This is a genomic window from Azospirillum sp. VT-I1, from assembly GCF_055698305.1.
This window is the reverse complement of the sequence record NZ_CP168803.1, coordinates 54927-73885: the sequence shown is the minus strand read 5'-3', so window position 1 is coordinate 73885 and position 18959 is coordinate 54927. Positions and strand designations below refer to the sequence as shown.

Annotated in this window: 14 protein-coding genes and 1 pseudogene; 1 reads left to right on the top strand and 14 read right to left on the bottom strand. The window is 68.8% G+C overall.

The annotated features are described in order from the left end of the window. Nucleotide 1: 1 nt before the first annotated feature. The 13 genes and pseudogenes from leuC to AB8P05_RS19100 form a co-directional block, all read right to left on the bottom strand. Nucleotides 2-1408 carry a 3-isopropylmalate dehydratase large subunit gene (leuC, locus tag AB8P05_RS19160; RefSeq protein ID WP_472760456.1) on the bottom strand — a complete coding sequence of 469 codons (1407 nt, stop codon included), beginning with the start codon at nt 1406-1408 and terminating at the stop codon, nt 2-4. Further along, entirely contained in the window at nt 1405-2814 is a 1410-nt protein-coding gene (locus AB8P05_RS19155; RefSeq protein ID WP_472760455.1) for an FAD-dependent oxidoreductase, read from the bottom strand. The genes leuC and AB8P05_RS19155 overlap by 4 nt, the downstream gene beginning before the upstream one ends. Next, a complete protein-coding gene (locus AB8P05_RS19150) occupies nt 2811-3425 on the bottom strand; it encodes a cysteine hydrolase family protein (protein ID WP_472760454.1) in 615 nt (204 codons plus the stop codon). The genes AB8P05_RS19155 and AB8P05_RS19150 overlap by 4 nt, the downstream gene beginning before the upstream one ends. Then, on the bottom strand, nt 3422-5494 hold the full coding sequence (locus AB8P05_RS19145) for a hydantoinase/oxoprolinase family protein (RefSeq protein ID WP_472760453.1): 2073 nt from the start codon (nt 5492-5494) through the stop codon (nt 3422-3424). The genes AB8P05_RS19150 and AB8P05_RS19145 overlap by 4 nt, the downstream gene beginning before the upstream one ends. A 20-nt stretch (nt 5495-5514) precedes the next feature. Then, complete coding sequence (locus tag AB8P05_RS19140; RefSeq protein WP_472760452.1) at nt 5515-7269, bottom strand: hydantoinase B/oxoprolinase family protein; 1755 nt, start codon at nt 7267-7269, stop codon at nt 5515-5517. Beyond that, nucleotides 7266-8168, bottom strand: a complete 903-nt coding sequence (locus tag AB8P05_RS19135) for an isocitrate lyase/PEP mutase family protein (RefSeq protein ID WP_455174101.1) — start codon at nt 8166-8168, stop codon at nt 7266-7268. Before AB8P05_RS19135 ends, AB8P05_RS19140 begins: the two co-directional genes overlap by 4 nt. 132 nt (nt 8169-8300) lie before the next feature. Further along, nucleotides 8301-9596, bottom strand: a pseudogene (locus AB8P05_RS19130) (MmgE/PrpD family protein); the annotation flags it as partial. A gap of 26 nt (nt 9597-9622) precedes the next feature. Beyond that, nucleotides 9623-10336, bottom strand: a complete 714-nt coding sequence (locus AB8P05_RS19125) for an ABC transporter ATP-binding protein (RefSeq protein WP_472760451.1) — start codon at nt 10334-10336, stop codon at nt 9623-9625. Then, a complete protein-coding gene (locus AB8P05_RS19120; RefSeq protein WP_310115983.1) occupies nt 10329-11075 on the bottom strand; it encodes an ABC transporter ATP-binding protein in 747 nt (248 codons plus the stop codon). Before AB8P05_RS19120 ends, AB8P05_RS19125 begins: the two co-directional genes overlap by 8 nt. After that, entirely contained in the window at nt 11062-12060 is a 999-nt protein-coding gene (locus tag AB8P05_RS19115) for a branched-chain amino acid ABC transporter permease (RefSeq protein ID WP_472760450.1), read from the bottom strand. Before AB8P05_RS19115 ends, AB8P05_RS19120 begins: the two co-directional genes overlap by 14 nt. Continuing rightward, on the bottom strand, nt 12057-12929 hold the full coding sequence (locus tag AB8P05_RS19110) for a branched-chain amino acid ABC transporter permease (RefSeq protein WP_455174106.1): 873 nt from the start codon (nt 12927-12929) through the stop codon (nt 12057-12059). The genes AB8P05_RS19115 and AB8P05_RS19110 overlap by 4 nt, the downstream gene beginning before the upstream one ends. A 108-nt stretch (nt 12930-13037) precedes the next feature. Beyond that, entirely contained in the window at nt 13038-14282 is a 1245-nt protein-coding gene (locus AB8P05_RS19105) for an ABC transporter substrate-binding protein (protein WP_472760449.1), read from the bottom strand. Nucleotides 14283-14287: 5 nt separating this feature from the next. After that, nucleotides 14288-15172: a GntR family transcriptional regulator gene (locus AB8P05_RS19100; protein ID WP_472760448.1), complete on the bottom strand. Its 885-nt coding sequence runs from the start codon at nt 15170-15172 to the stop codon at nt 14288-14290. A gap of 345 nt (nt 15173-15517) precedes the next feature. On the opposite strand from AB8P05_RS19100, the gene AB8P05_RS19095 reads away from it, so the two are divergent. Then, nucleotides 15518-17263 carry a methyl-accepting chemotaxis protein gene (locus AB8P05_RS19095; RefSeq protein ID WP_472760447.1) on the top strand — a complete coding sequence of 582 codons (1746 nt, stop codon included), beginning with the start codon at nt 15518-15520 and terminating at the stop codon, nt 17261-17263. Between the two features lie 62 nt (nt 17264-17325). On the opposite strand, the gene AB8P05_RS19090 is transcribed toward AB8P05_RS19095, so the two are convergent. Then, nucleotides 17326-18948 (bottom strand): ABC-F family ATP-binding cassette domain-containing protein, encoded by a 1623-nt coding sequence (locus tag AB8P05_RS19090; protein ID WP_472760446.1) that lies wholly within the window; start codon nt 18946-18948, stop codon nt 17326-17328. Nucleotides 18949-18959 lie beyond the last annotated feature (11 nt).

The window sequence follows — 18959 nt, the reverse complement described above, 5'->3', positions numbered from 1 at the left end:
TCTACGACGCTCCCAGCTTGCGGACATCGGTGAGCCTGCCGGTCGCGGCGGCTGCGGCAGCCATCGCCGGGCTCATCAGATGGGTACGGGCGTTCGGCCCCTGGCGGCCGGGGAAGTTGCGGTTGGTGGTGGAGGCACAGCGCTCCCCCGCCGGAACGAGGTCGCCGTTGATGCCCACGCACATGGAGCAGCCGGGCTCCCCCCATTCCAGACCGGCGTCGATGAACACGCGGTCCAGCCCCTCCGCCTCCGCCTGACGGCGCACCGGGACCGAGCCCGGCACCACCAGCCCCGGCACCACGGCGCGACGGCCGCGCAGCACCGCGGCGGCGGCGCGCAGATCCTCCAGCCGGGCATTGGTGCAGGAGCCGATGAAGACGCGGTCGATGGGCACGTCCTCCAGCGCCATGCCGGGGGCGAGGCCCATGTAATCCAGCATCTTGCGCATCTGGCCGGCGCGCACCGGGTCGGCCTCCGCCCCCGGATCGGGCACCGCCGCGGTCACCGGAACGGCGGTTTCCGGGCTGGTGCCCCAGGTCACCGCCGGGGCGATGTCGGCGGCGTCCAGCGTCACCTCGCGGTCGAAGACGGCGCCGTCGTCGCTGGGCAGGGTCCGCCAATGCTCCACCGCGCGGTCGAACAGCGCGCCCTTGGGGGCGTAGTGCCGCCCCTCGATCCAGGCGAAGGTGGTGTCGTCGGGCGCGATCATGCCGGCCCGCGCGCCGGCCTCGATCGACATGTTGCAGACGGTCAGCCGGCCTTCCATCGACAGGGCGCGGATGGCGCTGCCGGCATATTCGATGACATGGCCGGCGGCACCGTCGGCGCCGATGGCGGCGATCACCGCCAGGATCAGGTCCTTGGCCGTCACATGCGGCCCCAGCACCCCGTCCACGGTGATGCGCATGGTCTTGGGCCGGCGCTGCCACAGGGTCTGGGTCGCCAGCACATGCGACACCTCGGTAGCGCCGATGCCGAAGGCCAGCGCGCCGAAAGCCCCATGGGTGGAGGTGTGGCTGTCGCCGCAGACGATGGTCAGGCCGGGCAGCGTCAGCCCCTGTTCCGGCGCCAGCACATGGACGATGCCCTGCGCCGGGTCGTGCAGGCCGAAATGGCGCAGGCCGTGGCGGCCGGCATTCGCCTCCAGCATCGTCACCATGTTGGCGATCTCGGGATCGGCAATCGGCTTGGACCGGCTGTGCGAGGGCACGTAATGGTCGGCGACGGCGAAGGTCAACTCCGGCCGGCGCACCTTGCGGCCGGCATGGTCGATCATGCCGAAGGCGTGGAAGGAGCCCTCATGCAGAAAATGACGGTCGATGGCGAGCAGGGCCTGTCCGTCCGGCCGGGTCGCCACGACATGGGCGTCCCAGACCTTCTCGAACAGGCTGCGTGGCTGCGAGGTCATTGGCTGGTTTCCTCCTTTGCGGCGCTTGCAGCGGCGGAGCCGGCGATGCGCCCGAGAGCCACCGCGGTCAGCAGGCCGTTGCCGGACAGATAGCCGGACGCCTTGGAACCGGACACGCCGCAGGCGGCCCCGCCGGCGGCATAGAGGTTGGGCAGCGGCGCGCCCTGTACGTCCAGAACACGCGCATCGTCATCGACGACCAGCCCGCCCTGGGTGTGGAACAGCGCGCCGGTGACGCGGACGGCGCGGTAGGGCGGGGCCAGCGGGGCCGAACCGGTGAAGTCGCGGCCGAAGCCGTCTGTTCCGCCCGCTGCCTTCAGCCGGTCGATCTCGGCCAGCGTGTCCGTTAGGACGTCCGCGTCGATCTTCATTTGCCGGGCGAGTTCGGCGGGAGTGTCGGCGGTCAGCACCGCGCCCATCGCCTCGGCCTGCCGAAAATCCTCGAACTGGCGGGCGATGCCGGCGATGCGCTCGTCGAACACGGTCCAGGCGATGGCGTCGGGCTGGCGCAGCACGATGGCGGCCTGTTCCGAATAGCCCTGCGCTTCGTTGGAGAAGCGTCGGCCTTCCGCATTCACCTGCACGCCGCCCTCGGTGATCGTCGCCCAGGTGACGAGGATGCCGGCGGGGTGTGCCACGGAGCCATGGCCCTGGTGTCCCGACAAATGCCGGGTGGCGGCGCCCAGCGCCTCGCCCCACAGCAGCGCGTCGCCCTGGTTGCCGGGATGGCCGAAATAGAGCGCGTCGGCCAGTTCCGGCACATGGCGCTCCACCAGCGCCCTGTTGCCGCCATAGCCGTTGCAGGCGAGGATCAGAGCGCCGCAGCCGACCCGCTCGACGCTGCCGTCGGGGCGGGTGATCTCGACACCGCGAACCCGGGCGCCATCGGCATAGAGCGCGGTGACATGCGCCTCGCACAGCACGTCGATGCCGGCGGTCTCGACGGCGCCGCGCAGGCGGTCGATCAGTTCCGCGCCCGACCGGCTGGGCAGCCCGTGCATGCGCCGGGCGCTGTGCCCCGGATAGCTGAAATTGTCCACCACCGAGAAAGGCAGGCCGTAGCGGTCGGCCAGCCACTCCAGCGCCGGACCCACGGCCTGGGTGACGCGGGCGACCTCAAGCGGGTCGGGCTCGCCCTTCGCCTTTGCTATGATGTCGGCGGCGAAGCGTTCCGGGCTGTCCTCAATCCCGGCTGCGCTCTGCCAGCGGGTGCCCGGTGCCGGGATCAGCCCGGCCGACAGGGCGGTGGAACCCTGGGGCAGCGCGTCGCGCTCCAGCACCAGCACGCCGGCACCCTGTTCATGGGCGGCAAGTGCGGCGACCATGCCGGCAGCCCCGCCGCCGATCACGACGACGGGAACGGTGAACTCGAACTCCACGCCGTCGGCGGGCAGGATGCGGCTCATTGGCTTGCCACCTCCTCCAGCATCGTTGCGACGGTCGCCACGCGGCAGACTGGGCGCAGGGCGGCGACGGAGACCTCATGCAGCTCGCGGCTGAAGGCGGCGCAACCGTCCTCTAGCAGGATGGTGTCGAACTCGCGGACATGGGCGTCGCGCACGGTGGAGGCCACGCCGCCATTGGTGACGATGCCGCAGACCAGCAGCCGCTCCACCCCGCATTTCCGCAGCACCCATTCCAGCCGCGACATGTAGAAGGCGGAATAGGCGACCTTCTCCACCTCCACATCGACGGGCTGGAGCGTGTCCACCGTGCGGTGTCCCCAACTGCCGGGCTGGAAATCGCCCTTGGCCAGGAAGGGACGCAGCGCCTTCAGGTGGGGCGAGATCATCGGTTCGCCGCCGCGGCCCGGCACCAGCGTGAAGTTGGTGGAGATCACCCAGCCGCCGCGCGAGCGCAGCAGATCGGCCAGCGGCTTCACCCGCTCCGGCAGCGCCAGGATTTCGGGCGCCGTCTGGCCGGCGCGGCCATAGGCGCCGTCCGGGTGGATGAAGTCGTTCTGAAGGTCGCAGACGAGCAGGGCGGTTCGCTCGATGGCAATCGCGGTGCTGCTCATCGGCTGCTCCTTTCCACGATGACGTTGCCGAAGCCGTCGACGCGGGCGGACAGGTCGGGGTCGATGACGGTGGTGGCGTCCGGCTGCTCCAGGATCGCCGGACCCTGAATGACGGCGCCGACCGGAAGGTCCAGCCTGTTGTAGACCGCCGTCTCGTGCCAGGCCCCGTCGAACCAAACCGGCCGCGAGCCGGCATAGGCGCCTTCCACCGTCGTCCCGGCCGCCGGAGCGAGCGCGGAGAGGTCGAAATGCGGACGGCGGCCGATGGCGGCGGTGCGCAGGTTGACGATCTTGGCGCCGACGCCCGGCAGCAGCCGGCTGAAGGAGGCCTGATAGGCCCGCTCGAAAGCGGCCCGGATGGTCGCCTCGTCGATGCCGGTCGTGCCGTTCTCGACCGACACCGGCAGCGGCACGGCGACCGTGTGGGTCTGGCCGATGTAGTGCATGTCGAGTTCGAAGACGAGGTCGATGCGCTCGACACTGAGCCCCGCGGATTCCACCACGGCGCGGGCGGCGGTTGCCTCCTCCACCATGCGGCGGTCGAGCGACGCGGCGTCGATGCCGGCCAGCGGCAGGTTGACCGTCTGCACCTGATCGTGGCGGATGTCGGCGATGACGCAGCCGAGTGCCGAGGTCACGCCGGGGAAGCGCGGCACCAGCGCCGCCTTCAGGCCGACCTCCTTGATGAGGGCGCCGACATGCAGCGCGCCGCCGCCGCCGAAGGGAACGGCGGCGAACTTGGCCGGGTCATGGCCGCGCTCGATGGAGACGAGGCGGATGGCGCCGGCCATCTTGCTGTTGGCGATGCGCACCACAGCTTCCGCTGCCGCCATGACGTCGAGGCCGAGCGGCTCGGCGACATGGGTGGCGATGGCGGTCCGGGCGGCATCGACGTCCAGCCGCGCCAGCTTGCCGCCGATGGGACGCTCGGCGTTGATGCGGCCGAGCAGGACGTTGGCATCGGTCAGTGTCGGGCGGGTGTTGCCCTGGCCGTAGCAGACCGGCCCGGGGCGCGAGCCGGCGCTTTCCGGCCCGACCTGCAGCATGCCGCCGGGATCGACCCCGGCGATGGAACCGCCGCCGGCGCCGATGGTGGTGATCTCGATCATCGGCGTGCGGACGACCAGACCGAAATCGATGGTGGTCTGGGCGGCCAGCATGGTCTGCCCCTCCACCACCAGCGACACGTCGAAACTGGTGCCGCCGAGGTCGCCGGTGATGACGTTGGGGAAGCCCGCCGCCTTGGAGATCGCCGCCGCGGCGATGACGCCGGCCGCCGGCCCCGACAGGGCGGTGCGCACCGGCAGCCGCCGCGCGGTGTCGGTGGACATGACGCCGCCGTTCGACTGCACGATGTGGAAGCGTCCGCCGAACCCCTCGCCCGCCAGAGCGTTGTCGAGCTTGGCGAGGTAGCTGCCGACCACCGGCTGGAGATAGGCGTTCAGCGCGGTGGTGGAGGTGCGCTCGAACTCGCGGATTTCCGGCAGGATGCGGGACGAGCATTCCAGGTTGGCGTTCGGCCAGACCTCGCGCGCCGCCTCCAGCGCCGCCAGTTCGTTGGCTGGGTTGGCGTAGGCGTTGATGAAGACGATGGCGAGCGCCTCCGCTCCCTGGTCGGCCAGCCGGCGGGCCGCAGCGCGGACCTCATCCGGGTCGATTTCGGTGCGGATGGTGCCGTCGGCCAGCGTGCGCTCCGCCACCTCCAGCCGCATGTCGCGGTCGACGACGGGGACGAAATCGCCCCACAGGCCCCAGGTTTGGCGACGGTCGCGGCGGCGCATCTCCAGCACGTCGCGGAAGCCGGCGGTGGTGATGAGGCCGACCTTGGCGCCCTTGCGCTCCAGCAGCGCGTTGGTGCCGACGGTGGTGCCATGGACGATGGAGCCCAGTTCGGCGACCGGGCCGAAGCTCTGCAGGCCGGCGAGGAAGCCGACCGCCTCGTCGCCCCGGTTGGAGGGTACCTTGGCGGTGCGGAAGCTGCCGCGCGCCTCGTCGTAATGGAACAGGTCGGTGAAGGTGCCGCCGACATCGACGCCGACGATTGCACCCTTGGAGATACCGTTGCTCATGGTCTTGGATCCCGGAATCGTCAGGCGGCGGAGGATTCGCGCAAGCTTGCGGTGGCGGCGATGTCGAGCGCGCCGTCGTCGGTCAGCGCCACGCCATAGGCGCTGCGTGCCGCCTCACGGCCGAGATAGCCGAGCCGCACGTCGCGGGCGACGGCCTCCGCATCGCGCCGCTTCGGGTCGCCCCAACCGCCGCCGCCCGGCGTCTCCAGCCGCACGCGCTGGCCGTCGCGGATCTTCACGTCGGTGACCTTGGAGGCGAGCGGCGGCGACTTCTCGCCCTCGTCGCTCTGCCAGGTGAAGCGGTTCAGCGCCGCAGGGGTGCCACCGGCCACGCCGAAGGGCGCGAAGACGCCGCGCTCGCCCAGCAGGAAGACGTCGGCATCGGTCAGCGCCTCGATCTCATAGACCGCACCCAGCCCGCCGCGGTGCAGGCCGGCCCCGGCTGAATCCGGGCGCAAAGCCCATTGGGTGAACATCACCGGATAGGCGGCTTCCAGGATTTCCACCGGCGGGATGGTGGCGGTGGAGATCGGGTTGTTGGCGTGGTTCAGCCCGTCCGTCTCCGGGTTGCCGCCCAGGCCCCCGCCGAAGAAGGAGAACATCACCCAGCGCGAGCCGTCCTTGCGGTGGCCGGCCAGCGACAGCGCGTTGATGGTGCCGAAGGGCGCGGCGGTGGCGCGGGCCGGATCGGCGAGCGCCAGCGCGCCGAACACCATGCCGATGACGCGCAGGATGGTCTCGGTATAGCCGCCGACCGGTTTCGGCGGCTTGACCGCCAGCAGGGTGCTTTCCGGGATGACGAAGGTGATCGGGTTGAGGCAGCCGGCATTGGCCGGCACGTCGGTGAAGACATGCTTCAGCGCGACGTAGCAGCAGGCGACCGCGGTGGAATAGGCGATGTTCAGCGGCCCGGCGCAGGGGGCCGACGACCGTGAGAAGTCCAGCGTCATCCGGTCGCCGGCGATGGTCAGGTCCAGTGCGATGCGCAGCCGTTCCGCCGTGATGCCGTCATTGTCGAGATAATCCTCGAAGCTGTAGGTGCCGTCCGGCAGCTTCGACACGGCGCTGCGCATCAGCGCGTCGGCCCGCGCGGTGAAGGCGTCGAAGGCGGCGGCGACCGTCTCCTCGCCATGCTCGTCCAGCAGTTCGGTCAGGCGGCGCACGCCCAGATCCAGCGCGTTCAGCTGCCCGTTCAAGTCGCCGTAGTTCGACACCGGCACGCGGGAGTTGGCGGCGAGGATCGCCAGCAGGTCGTGGTTCATCACGCCGGCCTTGACCAGCTTCACCGGCGGGATGCGCACGCCTTCCTGGAAGCTGTCGGTGGCGCGGGCGTTGAAGTTGCCCGGCACGTTGCCGCCGATGTCGAGCCAGTGGCCGACCGACGCCATCCAGCAGAACAGCTGCCCCTTGCGGAAGATCGGGCGCACCAGACGGAAGTCGTTCAGGTGGGTGCCGCCGTCATAGGGGTCGTTGAACAGGAAGATGTCGTCGGCGTGCAGGTCGCCTTCCCGAGCCACCTTGTCGATCACCGCCTTGACCGCGAAGGCCATGGCGCCGACGAAGATCGGCAGGCCGTTGGTGCCCTGCACCAGCGTGGCGCCGGTCTCGGCATGATACAGGCCGTGGCAGGCGTCGCGCGCCTCGGCGATGATCGGGTTGAAGGCGGAGCGGTAGAGTGTCGCGTCCATCTCGTCGGCGATCTGCTCCAGCCGGCCCTTCAGGACGGCCAGCGTGACGGGATCGATTGCGGTCTTGGCAGTGGTCAGGGTGGTCATGCTGCGTCCTCCCGCTTGGCGGGGCCAAAGTCCTTATAGGTTTCGCCGAGCGCCAGCATCTCCGGCGTGCCGATCAGGTCGTTCAGCGCGTTGAAATCGAACATGCGGTCGCGGAAGGGCTGGGTGGTGCCGTGCTGCGCCAGCGAGCCGTAATAGTCCTGCGCCTGCCGAGCGAGCGCTCGCACGATGCCGCCGGGGAAGATCACCAGCCGGTAGCCCAGATCGCCCAGTTCCGACGCGGAGCTGATCGGCGTCTGCCCGCCCTCCACCATGTTGGCCAGCAGCGGGCGGATGCCGCCCAGGTCGGCGGCTATGGCGGACAACTGCTCGCGGCTCTTGGGCGCCTCGACGAACAGCACATCGGCGCCGGCCTCGACATAGAGCCGGGCGCGGTCGAGAGCGGCCGAGACGCCTTCCACCGCCACCGCGTCGGTGCGGGCGATGATGAGCGTGCCTTCGCTGGCGCGGGCATCGACCGCCGCCTTGATCTTGCCGGCCATCTCGCCCGCGGGGATCACCGCCTTGTCGGTCAGGTGGCCGCAGCGCTTGGGAAAGCTCTGGTCTTCAAGCTGCAGCGCGGTGGCGCCGGCGCGCTCGAACATGCGCACGGTGCGCTGGACGTTCAGCGCGTTGCCGTATCCGGTGTCGGCATCGACGATCAGCGGTGTCGGCACGCGGTCGCGCACCAGTGCGATGGTGTCAGCCACCTCACTGACCGAGACAAGCCCGATGTCGGGACGGCCGAGCCGGGTGTAGGCGATGGCCGCACCCGACAGATACAGCGCCTCGAATCCCGCACGCGCCGCCATCGAGGCGGTGAAGGCGTCATAGACGCCGGGGGCCAGCACGACGCGGTTCTCGGAGAGCCGCTGTTTGAAGCTGAGGTCGGGCATGGTCATCTCAGACGCTCCCCCGGCGGCGGCGGGCGCCGACAGAAGCCGGGTCAGGGTTGAAAGATCGGCTGCGCGGTCGATGGTTTCGACGCAGTCGGCAATGGCGGCGGCATGGGCGGCGCCCCAGACCGGCCCGGCGAGTTCGGCGAACTTCGCCCGCACCTCGTCGGGGCTGTAGGGATCCTCGGTGTCGCCCTTGTTGGTCAGCGCCTCCGCCGCGAAGCTGCGGCCGTCGGCCAGCGTCAGGCGGACGCGGGCCGGGCGCAGGCCGGGAAGGCGGGCGGTCAGCTCGGTGTCCTCGCGCACCGTCACCCGGCGGGCGAGGTCGCGGGTGGCCGCGGCCTGCCGGGCCTCGTCACGGAAGGCGTCGGGCGTCGCCGCCCCGTTGGCGAGGAAGGTCGCCAGCGCGAAGGGCAGCGAGAATTTGGCCGCCAGCATGTTCTTCGGCTCAGGCCCGTTCAGCTGGGCGGCCCAGACATAGGTGTCGACCTCGATGGACGCGACCTGGTCCGGGGCGATCCGCCCGCCGGCCTGGGCCACGATGTCGCCCAGCGCATCCAGCGCGCCGTGGGTGTAGCGGCAGGCGGCGTGGCGCTTGAAGTAGTTGCGGGCGATCTCCCAGCGTTCGCCCAGCTCGTCCACCATCAGTTCCGGCCGGAAATCGCGGGCGATGACGCCGCCGAACACGCTACCCACCCCGTCGGTCTCGCCAATGATGCCGCTGGCAGCCAGATCCCAGGCGGTCAGGCCCAGCTGGTTCGACACGCCGGCATAGGCGTTGCGAACCGTGCCGCCCTCCAGCATCGTCCGCCGGCTGGTGGCGAGGCCGAGGGTGGAAGCGATGTTGATCGTCTCGATCATCGCCGCCGCGTCGGCCCGGTTCAGATGCGCCACCGCCAGCGCCGCCCCCGCCGTGCCCCAGGTGCCATGCGGGTGGGTGGTGACCAGCAGCTTGGCGGCGATGCCGATGCGCGAGCCGATCTCGTAGCCCAGCGCCAGCGCGGTCAGCAGGTCGGCGCCGGTGGCCTTCAGCCGCGGACCGGTGGCCAGTGCGGCCGGCAGCACATGGATGCCCGGATGGCCGCGGGCATACTGGTTGCCCTCGTCCAGTTCCAGCATGGTCCCGGCGACGCCGTTCAGGAAGGCGGCCGAGCCGGCGGGAAAGCCGCGGCCGGCACCGATGGCCGGGCAGTCGCCGGCACCGGCGGTCTCGATCATGCGGCCCACCAGCGCGCGGCATTCCGGTTCCTGCATGCCGGCGGCGATCACGCCGATGCAGTCGAGCAGCACCAGCTTCGCCCGTTCCACCACCGGGGCCGGCAGGTCGGCGAAGGTCAGGCCGGCGGCGAAGGCGCCCCAGCGGTCGAGCCAGGACGGGCGGGCGGCGGCGAGCAGCTCGCTCGCCGGCTTCACGTCGAAGGACAGGCTTGTCATGTCACCGCTCCCAGGCGGACGGCCCCTCAGAGGCCGAGATAGGTGCGTTTCAGTTCGGGGTCGCGTGCGATCTCGTCGGACGGTCCCGACAGTGCGAAGACGCCGTTCTCAAGGATGTAGGCCCGGCGGGCGACCTCCAGCGACTGGACGACGTTCTGCTCCACCAGCAGGATCGCCAGCCCGTCCGCGTTCAGTTTCCGGATCAGCCCGAACATCTCCTCCACCACCAGCGGCGAGAGGCCGAGCGAGGGTTCGTCGAGGATCAGCAGAAGCGGCTCCGCCATCATGCCGCGGCCGATGGCCAGCATCTGCTGCTCGCCGCCCGACAGGGTGCCGGCGAACTGCGCCTCACGCTCCTTCAGGCGGGGGAACGTCGCGAAGATGCGCTCCAGGTTCCGCGCCCGGTTCGGCTTGCCGCGGCGGTAGCTGCCCAGTTCCAGATTCTCGCGGATCGACAGGTTGGGGAAGATCTTGCGGCCTTCCGGCACCTGGATCAGCCCTTCCTCCACGATGCGGGCGGCGGATTTGCCGTCGATGCGGGTGCCGCCGAAGCGGATCTCGCCGGTCCAGGCCGGCAGCACGCCCGACAGAACCTTGTTCAGCGTCGTCTTGCCGACCCCGTTGGAGCCCAGCACCGTGACGATCTCGCCGGCATGCACGGCCATGTCGATGCCGCGCAGCACCTCGGTCGCGCCATAGCCGGTCTTCAGGCCGCGGATTTCCAGAAGCTGCTCAACCATGGGCCGCCCCCTCCGCCTTGAGGCGGGCGGCGGCGCCGTGGCCGAGATAGGCCTCGATCACGCGGGCGTCGGCGCAGACGGCGGCGGGCGGCCCCTCGGCGATCATGCGGCCCTGGGCCAGCACATAGACGCGCTCGCACAGGTTCATGACCGCCTGCATGACGTGTTCGATCATCAGGATCGTCACCCCTTCGTCGCGGATGCCCCGGATCACCGGGATGATGTCGCGGATCTCCGACGGGTTCAGGCCGGCCAGCACCTCGTCCAGCAACAGCAGTTTGGGTTCGGTGGCGAGCGCGCGGGCCAGTTCCAGCCGTTTGCGCCCGGCCACCGTCAGCCCGCCGGCCGGCCGGTCCAGCTCCGGCCCCAGCCCGACGCGGCGCGCCACTTCGCGGGCCTTGGCGATGGCGTCGGCCCGCTTGGCATGGCGCAGATAGGCGCCGACCGCGATGTTCTCGCACACCGTCAAGCCGGCGAAAGGCTGGACGATCTGGAAGGTGCGGCCGATGCCGCGCTCCGCCCGGCGGTGCGGCTCCTCGGCGGTGATGTCGGTGCCTTCGAAGCGGATGCGTCCGTCGGTGGGGGCGATGAAGCCGGAGATCATGGAGAACAGCGTGGTCTTGCCGGCGCCGTTCGGACCGATCAGCCCGATGATGCCGCCGGGCTCCAGCGACAGCGTCGCGCTGTCCACCGCCATCAGCCCGCCGAAACGCTTGGAGACGCCGTCAACGGCCAGCATGGGAAACCTCCTTGGGTCCGCGCGCCACCATCCCGCGGCCGCGGTCGCGCAGCCGCTCCAGCAGGCCCAGGATGCCGCCGCGGGCAAACGCCACGGCCAGCACCAGCACGCCGCCGAAGACGATCAGGTCGATGCCGGGAATCCGACCGGCGAACTGCTTGGCGACCTCGCCCAGCCCGTGCAGGGTCAGGGCACCCACCACCGGGCCGAAGACGGTGCCGACGCCGCCGATGATCGGGGCCAGCAGAAGCTCCACCGAAATCCAGCTGCCATAGGCGATGTTGGCGTCGATGTAGAGGAAGTATTGGGCATAGAGGCAGCCGGACAGCGCCGTCACCGCGCCCGACAGGGCGATGGCGCGCAGCTTCACCTTCAGGGAATCGACGCCAAGCGCCTTGGCGGCATCCTCGTTCTCGCGCACCGCCACCAGCTGCGCCCCGAAGCGGGAGCGCTGGATCCAGCGCGTCAGCAGCAGCGTCGCCGTGACGAAGGCCAGCACCAGCCAGTAGAAGACGGCGCGGTCGTCGAATTGCAGGTTCGCCGGGCGGACGTCCAGCTTGATGAGAAGGCCGGCGGCCCCGCCGGTGAAGGAGGCGGCGTTGGCGAGGATGCGGAACACCTCGGCGAAGGCCAGCGTCACCAGCGCGAAGTAGGAACCGCGCAGGCCCGACCGGAAGCTGAGGAAGCCGATGACCCAGCCGACCAGGGCGCCGGCCGCCGTCGCCAGCGCCAGACCGGCCCAGGCGTTGACGCCGTAGCGCAACTGGAGGATCGCCGTCACATAGGCGCCGGTGCCGAAGAAGGCGGCATGGCCGAAGCTGAACTGGCCGCCGAAGCCGCCCAGGATGTTCCAGCCCTGCGCGCCCAGCGACACGATCAGCGTGAAGACCAGGAAGTTCAGCACCGTGCTGGACGTCACCACCAGCGGCAGCAGGGCCGCCAGGACGGCCAGGACGGCGATCGGGATCAGGTCGCGCGCGGTCATGCCTTGGCTCCGAACAGTCCGGTCGGCCGCACCAGCAGCACGGCGATGAAGATCAGGAAGATGCCGATCTGGCCCAGGCTGTCGCCCAGGAACAGGCCGCACAGGCTCTCCACCACGCCGATGAACAGGCCACCCAGCAGCGCGCCGGGGATGGAGCCCATGCCGCCCAGCACCACCACGGTGAAGGCGACCAGAACGAAGGCGCCGCCGATGCGCGGGTTGACGTAGAAGGTCGGCATCAGCAGCCCCGCCGCCACGGCAAGGCAGGCGCAGCCCAGCCCGAAGGTGACGGCATAGATGTGCGGCACGTCGATGCCGACCAGATTGGCGCCCAGCTTTTCCTTGGCGACGGCGCGGATCGCCTTGCCGGTGTCGGTGCGGTTCAGCACCAGCCACAAGAGCCCGGTCACCACCACCGCCACCCCCAGCCCGATCACCCGCGGGTAGGAGAGCAGCAGCGGCCCCAGCGCCACCACCTGGAAGGAATAATCGGTGTCGAGCGTGCGGGTGTCCGACTGGAACAGCGCCAGCAGCACATTCTCCAGCATGATCGACAGGCCGAGCGTGACCAGCAGGATGTTCCCGTCGTCGCCGTGGCTGGCCGGCCCGACGACGAAGCGCTGCAGCCCATAGCCGAGCGCGAACATCAGCGGCACCAGCGGCACGATGACCAGATAGGGGTCCATCCCCAGCCAGGCCCAGGCCAGCCAGACCGCGAACATCGCGCAGGTCAGGAGCGCGCCGTGGGCGAAGTTGATGATGTGGAGCACGCCGTAGATCAGCGTCAGGCCGAGCGCGATCAGCGCATAGACCGCGCCGGTCATCAGACCGTTCAGCGCCGCTTCCAGGATGATCTGAGGTGAATACATGGCAGCCCGCGCATGAGGGAAATGGTCCCGCCACCCGTCCGGGATGCGCCTGCTTGCGGCGTCCCGGACGGGCAGGGGAATGCGGAGGTGCGGCGGCGGAAAAAGGGATCAGGCCGCCGGGAAGTTGGCCTTCGCCTCGGCGAACGCTTCGGGGTAGATCACCTTGATGTCGCTGCCCTGGATCTGGGTGTTGATCGGGGTGGCGCCTTCATTCTGGCCGTTCACGAACTTCGTCGGGCCGTAGGGCATGATGTGGCCGGTGAAGCTGGAGGCGTTCAGCGCCTCGATGATCTTCTTGCGGTCGGTGGAGGCAGCGCGCTCGATGGCGTCGGCCAGCAGCAGCAGGTTCGAATAGTTCAGCGGCACATTGTAGGCGAAGGACTTGCCCTGGTCCTCCACCGCCTTGCGCAGGGCCAGCGCCTTCGGGTTCTTCGGATCGTGCCAGTGGTTGCAGTCGATGACGTTCTGGGCCGCCTGCGGGAATTCCTTGACGAAGCGTCCGTTCGACGCCGCCCCGCCCAGGATGGCGTAGACGCCCTTCGGCTTGATGCGCTGCTGCTGCATGGTGCGGGCGAGCAGCACGAACTCGCCATAGTAGTTGGACGGGATCACCAGATCCGGGTTCAGCGAGCGGATGCGCAGCGCCACGTTGGACATGTCGCGCGCCGGAGTCGGATGGGCGATGGTCTCCAGAATCTCGAAGCCGCGCTTGGGCAGTTCCGTCTGCAGCAGCTTGGCGAGGCCGGAGCCGAACAGGCCGTCCTCATGCACCAGCACCACCGTCTTGGCCGGCTTGCCCGCCCGCTCGTTGATGGCGGTCAGGTTGTCGAGCGCCACCGTCGTGACCTTGCCGAAGCCGGGGCTGAAGCGGAAGGTGTTGGTCAGGCCGCGCGACATGATCTGGTCCGACACGCCGACATCGACCAGATAGGGCAGGTCGTAGCGCGCCGCCGCCTGCGAGGCGGCAAGGCAGATCGGGCTGGCGAAGCCGCCGACGATGGCCGACACGCCTTCCGCCTGCATGCGCTCCACCTCCTGCGTGCCGGCTTCGGGCATGGAGCGGGCGTCGCCGAACACCATCTCGATCTTGGCGCCGCCCAGCGACTTGATGCCGCCGGCCGCGTTGATCTCGTTGATCGCGATTTCAGCACCAAGACGGCCGAGGTCGCCGTCATGGGCGAGCGCGCCGGTCACCGGCTGGAGAATGCCGATCTTCACCACCGGGGTCTGCGCCCGCAGGATCGACGGGGCGGCCACCGGCACGGCGGCGAAGGCGGCCGCGGCGGCGCCGGCCTTCAGCACGGTGCGGCGGGAAATCCCGCAAAGCGCGGGGTCCTGAACCGAACGTCCCATAACGCTCAACTCCTCTGTTTGATGACCCGCGCTGTGCGGGTGGGCTTTTCGCCCGATTTGCCTTTGTCGGTCTTGGTCTTGTCGGTCTTGGTCTTGTCGCTTTTGTCTTTCTCGCTGCTGCGCGGCCGGCCCAGCGCCGGGCTCCAGCGCCGTTCGCCGTCGTTGCCGGTGCGCACGAGGTCCATGTGGAAGCTGTAGCGGTCGGGCCGGTACTGCGCGTGCAGATGCTCGACGCCGCGGCCCGACGGCTCGTAGACGATGCGGGTCAGCGTCAGCAGCGGCGATCCGATCTCCAGATCCAGCGCCGCCGCCGCTTCAGGCCCCGCCAGCGTGGCGTTGATCGCCTGGGTCGCCCGGTCGGTTTCCACGCCCGACCGTTCGATCAGCTCCAGCAGCGGACGCGCCGCCAGTTCGGCTTCCGAATAGGTCAGGCCGATCCATTCCGGCACGTGGGTGGTCAGGTAGGAGAAGGGCTCCCCATCGATCAGGCGCACGCGCACCGACCGTTGGACCCGCTCCCCCGGCTGCAGTCCCAGGCTGGCGGCGATGGCCTCGGACGGCACCAGATAGCCGAAGGACAGCAGCCGCACGTCGGTGCTGCGCCCCATGTCGATCAGGTGCGACAGCACGTTGGACAGGTCGGCGACGATGGGCCGGACGGCGCGGGTGTCGTGCACGAAGGTGCCGGAGCCGGCCTTGCGCTGCACCAGCCCTTCCTTTTCCAGCAGGTCGAGCGCCCGGCGCACGGTGACCCGCGACACGGCGTGCTCGGCCGCCAGCGCCGGCTCGCCCGGCAGGCGCGCGCCCGGCGGCAGTTCGCCGGCGACGATGCGGTCGCGCAGCAGCAGATAGATCCTGCGCGCCTTCAGGGGTTCGACCGCCGACTTCACAGTGCTCCGCCTCCCCTGTCGCTGGAAACCGGTTCCTGTCTCTTCATCAGACAGGAACCTGTATGATCCATAATACAGGTTTGGTCAACAGCGATGTTCGGCGTGTGAACGGTTCGTCGAACGAGCGGCAGGGCGGGATGATGCCATGGTGGGCTTGCTGCAAACTAACGAAATTGCAAAACCGCGCAACATCGTGAGCAAGCGACGAAATTACGCTTCAGTATCTTTGTAATGGCATAAGAAATCATTGATTTTCTGTAATGTAAGCAAGCGGTCCTGTTCAGAATGTCAGGGTTTCCCTTAGCTCGACCTTGTGAATATGAGTGATATCTCTCAGTCCCGGAGATGGATGATTTCGCGCATCGGCCATCGCATCGGCGCAGAAGGGGAGGCAGGCGAATGTCATGGGTAACTGACACCACCATCAGGATGAAGTCTTTGGCCAGCTTCGCCATCGTTATGCTGTTCACTCTTGGCCTCGGTGTCTTTGCCATTGAACGGCTTTCCAGCGTGAACGATGAAGCTGCGGAAGTCCGGGACAACTGGCTGCCCAGCGTTAAATCCATCGGTGAACTGCGTGCGGCTTTCGATTTCTATCGGATCCTCGAAGGAGCCCACATCGTTTCGCAAACACCCGAGGACATGAAGGTCGAGGAAGACACGATGCAGGTCGTGCTGAACGGCTTTCAAAAGGCGAATGAAGCCTATGCCGCGCTCCTGACGCCGGGTTGGGAGACGGAAAACCATCGGAAGTTCATCGCGCTGTGGGAAAGCTATCTGTCCATCAGCCAGCAGAAGCTGCTGCCCGCGTCACGGGCCAACCGGAATCAGGAGGCTGCGACGCTTTTCCGCGGAGACTCCCGCGTGGCTTACCGGTCCGCCAAGAAGATCCTGGATGAACTGAAGGAGTTCAACACCAGTAGCGGGACAGAAGCCGCCACCCGCGGCGAGCAGGTCTATCTGAAGAGCAGAACCCTGATCGTCGTGACCCTCGGCATCGTCATGGTTGTTTGCATTGGCGCCGCCTGGATGATGATCGCCACGGTATCGCGGCCGATCCAGGTCATCACTGGCACGATGGGTCGGCTTGCCGCCCGCGATCTGTCGGCCGAGGTCACCGGCACCGGGCGGGGTGACGAGCTCGGCGCCATGGCCCGCGCGGTCCAGGTGTTCAAGGACGGCTTGGTGCAGGCCGACCGGCTGGCGGCGGAGCAGGCGGCGGAGCAGGCCGCCAAGCAGCGCCGGGCCGAGCGGATCGAACAGCTGATCGGCGATTTCGACCGGGTTGCCGCCTCCGCCCTGCGCACCGTGTCGTCGGCTGCCTCCGAGTTGGACGCGACGGCCCAGAGCATGGTGGCGATGGCGCAGCAGACCAATTCCCAGGCCGGCGCCGTGGCGGCGGCGGCCGAGCAGACCAGCGCCAACGTGCAGACGGTCGCCACCGCGACGGAGGAGATGAGCAGCTCCATCCGCGAGATCAGCCAGCAGGTGACGAACTCCACCCGCATCGCCGGGCAGGCGGTGGAAGAGGCGTCGCGGACCAATGACACCGTGCGCGGTCTGGCCGACGCCGCACAGCGCATCGGCGACGTGGTGAACCTCATCACCAACATCGCCAGCCAGACCAATCTGCTGGCGTTGAACGCCACCATCGAGGCGGCGCGGGCCGGGGAGGCCGGCAAGGGCTTCGCCGTCGTCGCCGGGGAGGTGAAGTCGCTCGCCGCCCAGACCGCCAAGGCCACCGACGAGATCGCCAGCCAGATCGCCGGGATTCAGTCGGCGACGTCCGGCGCCGTCGCCGCCATCGGCGGGATCAGCGGGACCATAACCAGCATCAACGACATCTCCACCGCCATCGCGGCGGCGATCGAGGAGCAGGGGGCGGCGACCAATGAGATTTCCCGCAACGTGCAGCAGGCCGCGGTCGGCACGCAGGAGGTCTCCGTCAACATCACCCAGGTGACGCAGACCGCCGGGGAGACCGGCAGCGCCGCCGGTCAGGTCCAGTCGGCCGCCGGCGAACTGGCCCGGCAGGCCGAAACCCTGCGCCACGAGGTGGAACGCTTCCTGGCCTCGATCAAGGCGGCGTAATCAGGCTCGGGGAGCGCCGCGCGGCTGGCTGGCGCTCCCGATCCTCTTCCGTTGCCTTCCGGTCAGCTGTGCAGGCCCGGCGCTTCCTGTCCGGTGCTCGCCACATATTCGGTGTAGCCGCCGCCATACTGGTGGATGCCGTCGGGCGTCAGCTCCAGCACGCGGTTGGACAGCGCGGCCAGGAAATGCCGGTCGTGCGAGACGAACAGCATGGTGCCTTCATAGGCGCCGAGCGCCGCGATCAGCATCTGCTTGGTGTCTAGATCCAGGTGGTTGGTCGGCTCGTCCAGCACCAGGAAGTTCGGCGGGTTGAACAGCATGATCGCCATCACCAGCCGCGCCTTCTCGCCGCCCGACAGCACGCGGCATTTCTTTTCCACATCGTCGCCGGAAAAGCCGAAGCAGCCGGCCAGCGCCCGCAGCGATCCCTGGCTGGCCTGCGGGAAATGCGCCTCCAGCGATTCGAAGATGGTCTGGTCGCCGTCCAGCAGCTCCATGGCGTGCTGCGAGAAATAGCCCATCTTGACGCTGCCGCCGACGGTGACGGTGCCGGCATCGGGCTCGGTGGCGCCGGCGATCAGCTTCAGCAGCGTCGACTTGCCGGCGCCGTTGACGCCCATGACGCACCAGCGCTCCTTGCGGCGGATGGTCAGGTCGAGCCCCTGATAGATGGTCCGGCTGCCATAGCCCTTGTGCACGTTCTTCAGAACCGCCACGTCGTCGCCGGAGCGCGGGGCGGGCGGGAAGTCGAAGGTCACGACCTGCCGGCGCTTGGGCGGCTCGAAACGCTCGATCTTGTCCAGCTTCTTCACCCGGCTCTGCACCTGGGAGGCGTGCGAGGCACGGGCCTTGAAGCGCTCGATGAACTTCAGTTCCTTCGCCAGCATGGCCTGCTGGCGCTCGAACTGCGCCTCCTGCTGCTTCTCCTTCAGCGCCCGCTGCTTTTCGTAGAAGGTGTAGTCGCCGGAATAGCTGGTCAGCGTTCCGCCATCGATCTCGATGATCTTGGTGACGATGCGGTTCATGAACTCGCGGTCGTGCGAGGTCATCAGCAGGGCGCCCTCATAGCCCTTCAGGAAACCTTCCAGCCAGATCAGGCTTTCGATGTCCAGATGGTTGCTGGGCTCGTCCAGCAGCATGGCGTCGGGCCGCATCAGCAGGATGCGGGCGAGCGCCACGCGCATCTTCCAGCCGCCCGACAGGCCGCCGACATCGCCGTCCATCATCTCCTGGCTGAAGCTGAGGCCGGCCAGGACCTCGCGCGCCTTGCCCTCCAGCTCGTAGCCGCCCAGTTCGTCGAAGCGGGCCTGCACCTCGCCGTAGCGCTCGATGATGGCGTCCATCTCGTCGGCGCGGTCCGGGTCGGCCATGGCGGCTTCCAGCTCCGCCAGTTCGGCCGCGACGACGCTGACCGGACCGGCGCCGTCCATGACTTCGGCGACCGCGCTGCGGCCGGACATCTCGCCGACATCCTGGTTGAAATAGCCGATGCTGACCTGCTTCTCGATGGCGACCTGACCGCCGTCCGGCTGCTCCTCGCCGGTGATCATGCGGAACAGGGTCGTCTTGCCCGCACCGTTGGGACCGACGAGACCGACCTTTTCACCCCGGTTCAGTGCCGCAGAGGCCTCCAGGAATAGAATGCGGTGACCATTCTGCTTGCTGACGTTATCGAAACGAATCATGTCCGGCTGAA

What these genes read in the sequence shown, in the direction of transcription:
- leuC (WP_472760456.1), bottom strand. Translation starts at nt 1,408, where the DNA reads ATGACCTCGCAGCCACGCAGCCTGTTCGAGAAGGTCTGGGACGCCCAT.
- AB8P05_RS19155 (WP_472760455.1), bottom strand. Translation starts at nt 2,814, where the DNA reads ATGAGCCGCATCCTGCCCGCCGACGGCGTGGAGTTCGAGTTCACCGTT.
- AB8P05_RS19150 (WP_472760454.1), bottom strand. Translation starts at nt 3,425, where the DNA reads ATGAGCAGCACCGCGATTGCCATCGAGCGAACCGCCCTGCTCGTCTGC.
- AB8P05_RS19145 (WP_472760453.1), bottom strand. Translation starts at nt 5,494, where the DNA reads ATGAGCAACGGTATCTCCAAGGGTGCAATCGTCGGCGTCGATGTCGGC.
- AB8P05_RS19140 (WP_472760452.1), bottom strand. Translation starts at nt 7,269, where the DNA reads ATGACCACCCTGACCACTGCCAAGACCGCAATCGATCCCGTCACGCTG.
- AB8P05_RS19135 (WP_455174101.1), bottom strand. Translation starts at nt 8,168, where the DNA reads ATGACCATGCCCGACCTCAGCTTCAAACAGCGGCTCTCCGAGAACCGC.
- AB8P05_RS19125 (WP_472760451.1), bottom strand. Translation starts at nt 10,336, where the DNA reads ATGGTTGAGCAGCTTCTGGAAATCCGCGGCCTGAAGACCGGCTATGGC.
- AB8P05_RS19120 (WP_310115983.1), bottom strand. Translation starts at nt 11,075, where the DNA reads ATGCTGGCCGTTGACGGCGTCTCCAAGCGTTTCGGCGGGCTGATGGCG.
- AB8P05_RS19115 (WP_472760450.1), bottom strand. Translation starts at nt 12,060, where the DNA reads ATGACCGCGCGCGACCTGATCCCGATCGCCGTCCTGGCCGTCCTGGCG.
- AB8P05_RS19110 (WP_455174106.1), bottom strand. Translation starts at nt 12,929, where the DNA reads ATGTATTCACCTCAGATCATCCTGGAAGCGGCGCTGAACGGTCTGATG.
- AB8P05_RS19105 (WP_472760449.1), bottom strand. Translation starts at nt 14,282, where the DNA reads ATGGGACGTTCGGTTCAGGACCCCGCGCTTTGCGGGATTTCCCGCCGC.
- AB8P05_RS19095 (WP_472760447.1), top strand. Translation starts at nt 15,518, where the DNA reads ATGGATGATTTCGCGCATCGGCCATCGCATCGGCGCAGAAGGGGAGGC.
- AB8P05_RS19090 (WP_472760446.1), bottom strand. Translation starts at nt 18,948, where the DNA reads ATGATTCGTTTCGATAACGTCAGCAAGCAGAATGGTCACCGCATTCTA.